The sequence below is a fragment of the Arthrobacter sp. Y3225116 genome, from assembly GCF_059091245.1.
In genome coordinates this window covers 1-2,308 of the sequence record NZ_JBNHGL010000348.1, presented here as the reverse complement: position 1 = coordinate 2,308, position 2,308 = coordinate 1, and the positions used below count along the sequence as shown (strand labels likewise).

The 2,308-nt window shown below is 72.1% G+C and carries 3 protein-coding genes; all 3 read left to right on the top strand.

From position 1 onward, the window contains the following. A partial coding sequence (locus AC5RV2_RS17180; protein ID WP_494093344.1) for a glycerophosphoryl diester phosphodiesterase membrane domain-containing protein occupies positions 1-1,127 on the top strand: 1,127 nt, incomplete at its 5' end. Next, positions 1,124-1,828 carry a DUF4129 domain-containing protein gene (locus tag AC5RV2_RS17175; RefSeq protein ID WP_494093343.1) on the top strand — a complete coding sequence of 235 codons (705 nt, stop codon included), beginning with the start codon at positions 1,124-1,126 and terminating at the stop codon, positions 1,826-1,828. The genes AC5RV2_RS17180 and AC5RV2_RS17175, both read left to right, overlap by 4 nt. After that, positions 1,825-2,308, top strand: a 484-nt coding sequence (locus tag AC5RV2_RS17170; RefSeq protein ID WP_494093342.1) for a DUF4350 domain-containing protein, incomplete at its 3' end; no start/stop codon positions are given. The genes AC5RV2_RS17175 and AC5RV2_RS17170, both read left to right, overlap by 4 nt.

Here is a 2,308-nt window from a genome sequence, read left to right as displayed (position 1 = left end):
AGTGGGGACAGCCCGCGCCCGGCGCACAACAGCAGGGCGGCTGGCCGGCGCCCGCCGGTCCGGGCCCGTACCGCGGCTATGTTGCTCCGCCGAAACCGGGCGTCATCCCGCTGCGTCCGCTCGGCGTCGGCGAGATCCTCGACGGCGCCTTCCAGGCCGCCCGCAAGAACGCGGCGGCGGTCTTCGGCACCGCGGTGCTGCTCCAGGTGGTCGTCAGCGCGCTGGCCTGGCTGGTCGGCGGGCTGATCATTTCGGCCTTCGGCGGCCTGCAGGTCATGGCGAACGAGGAACTCACGGATGCATCCGCGGTGGCCTTCGGCCTGTCCATCATCATCTCCTCGCTGGTGCTGGGCCTGCTGTCCGGGGTGGGGATCCTGGTCCTGCAGGGCATCCTCGCCATTCCCACCGCACGGGCCGCGGTCAACCAGAAAACCGGCTTTGGCCTGATGTTCGCGCTCGCGAAGGGCCGGATCGGTGCGCTGGTCGGGCTGGCCCTGCTCTATCTCGCCCTCACCGCTGCCGCACTGGTCGCGATCATCGCCGGCTCCTTCTTCCTGGCCGACCAGCTCGGCGTGTCCTCTGTCTGGATCATCGTGCTGATCATTGTGGGCCTGACGGCGGTGTCCGTCTGGATCGGCATCAAGCTGATGCTGGCACCGGCGGTGATCATCATGGAACGCGCTCCGCTCTTCCGGGCGCTCGCCCGGTCGTGGCAGCTGACCGACCGCAGCTGGTGGCGGACCTTTGGCATCATCCTCTTGTGCAGCATCATCGTCACGGTGATCACCTCCGTGGTCAGCATGCCCATTTCGTTCATCGTGGGACTCGCCGGTCCGCTGCTGGGCGATCCCACCTCGGCCGAGAGCATGCTGGCGACCATGGGCCCGCTCACGCTGGTCTCGATGCTGCTGTCTTCCATCTTCTCGGCCATCGGCTACGCCTTCCAAGCGGCCGTGATCGCCCTGGTCTACATCGACCTGCGGATCCGCCGCGAAGGGTTCGACGTGGTGCTGTTGCGCGAACATGAGGCCTCCGGCGGCCGGGAGACCCGGACCATTCCGGGACTCGGCGCCGGCGCGGCACCCGGCCCCGCGGTTCCCGGGCCGGCCGGCCCCTGGACCACGTGACCGTGCACGCCCCCGGCAACGCGGCGGCCGCACCGGGCTCCGCAGCTGTTCCCTTCGAGGTCCCGGTGGAGCCGGGACCGGAAGAGGCGCGCGACCTGCTGATCCGCGAACTGGCCAAGGAGGAGTACCAGGATGCCCGGCCCGGCGTCCTGGAATCGGTGCTGCAGGCCATCCTCGACTGGCTGGCCGGGCTGATCGCCCAACTCAATGGCTTCAGCCCCAACCTCGGCACGCTGGTCCTGGTTCTGGCTGCCCTGCTGCTGATCGGCGCGGCCGTGTGGCTGGTCAAGCCCCGGCGCAACGCCCGCAGCCGCGCGGCGGCGGAGATGTTCGACGGCGCCGTCCCGCTCACGGCCGACGAACACCGCCGGAAGTCGCGGGCGGCCGCGGACCGGGGCGACTGGGATGCGGCGCTGACCGAGCGGTTCCGCGCGCTGGTGCGCTCGATGGAAGAACGGGTGGTCCTGGATGCCCGGCCGGGCCGCACCGCCGACGAAGCGGCCGCCGGCATCGCCGCCGCGTTCGGCGCCGAGGCCGGGCGGCTGCGTGTAGCGGCCAACCGGTTCGACGCCGTGCGGTACGGCAAGGTGCCCGCCACGGCTGCGGACCTTGACCAACTGGCGGCCTTGGACGATTCCCTGGCCGCGGCGTCCCCGCAGCCGGGCGGCAGCGGCCCGGCGCCACTGGCGGTTCCGCGATGAGCCGGGCACCCGCCGCGGACCGGACTGCTGCGGCAGCCGATGACTTCGCCGGAGGCACCACCGGAACCGGCGGCGCACCCGGAGACCTGCCGGAGACCGTCGGCGACGGCGGCTCGGTGCTGTCCACGCTGCGCAACCGGCTGCGGCGGTGGAGCTTCTGGCTCCTCTTGCTGGTGCTGCTGTGCGGGGTGGTGGCGCTGGAGCTGCTCCGCGGCCCGGCCGCCGACCGCGCCGACCTCTCCCCCGGCAACGCCGCGCCCAACGGGGCCCAGGCCGTGGCCGAAGTGCTTCGCCAGCAGGGCGTGCAGGTGACCGCCACGCATTCGCTGCAGGAGACCCGGGACCAGCTGACGGCGGGCGACGCCGCCCTGCTGATCCACGACCCGGACGGCTACCTGACCGCCGGGCAGCTGAAACCGCTGAAGGAGCAGGCCGCGCGGATCGTGCTGCTCGAGCCCGGCTTCGAGGCGCTGCGGGCCC